Origin of the sequence: Streptomyces sp. URMC 126, from assembly GCF_051386555.1 — a bacterium.
GTDB lineage: Bacteria > Actinomycetota > Actinomycetes > Streptomycetales > Streptomycetaceae > Streptomyces.
This window is the reverse complement of sequence record NZ_JBPQTX010000675.1, coordinates 1-443: the sequence shown is the minus strand read 5'-3', so window position 1 is coordinate 443 and position 443 is coordinate 1. Positions and strand designations below refer to the sequence as shown.

The following is a 443-nucleotide window of genomic DNA, read 5'->3' as shown; positions in this document are numbered from 1 at the left end:
CCGTCGTGCGGGGTGGGAGGGGTCAACTGACTCGAGGGGCAGGAGGAATGGCCCCGCTCCGGGCCGAAGCACTCGACGGCCTCTCTCGCCCCCCTGTCAACGGGGCAGTCACCTGCGCAGATTGACGACCCTCATCCCGTCCACCCGCTCCCCGGCCACACGAGCGCATGCCGCCGCGACCAGCCGTCGGATCGCCGCCGGATCGCAGAGGTCCTCCTCGCCCCGCGGCGGACACAGCAGCCAGTGCGTCCCGGGTGGGTCCGCCCGGTGCGGAGCGGGCACGCCCAGGTAGTGGTCGGCGGCCAGCACGCGCACGCCGGGCACGTCCCACTGCCCGGCCGTGCCGGGCGGCACCAGGGCGTAGAACCACCGGCCCGAAGGGTCGGCGATCACCGCGCCCTCGATCCCGGCCGCCCTGAACGCCCCCTCGATCGCCTCCCGCC

At 75.2% G+C, this 443-nt stretch carries 1 protein-coding gene; it reads right to left on the bottom strand.

Annotated elements, in window-relative coordinates; genetic code table 11:
- Window positions 1-108: 108 nt before the first annotated feature.
- The coding region (locus ACSNOK_RS33415) for a hypothetical protein (protein WP_436784530.1) at window positions 109-443 on the bottom strand (335 nt) is incomplete at its 5' end.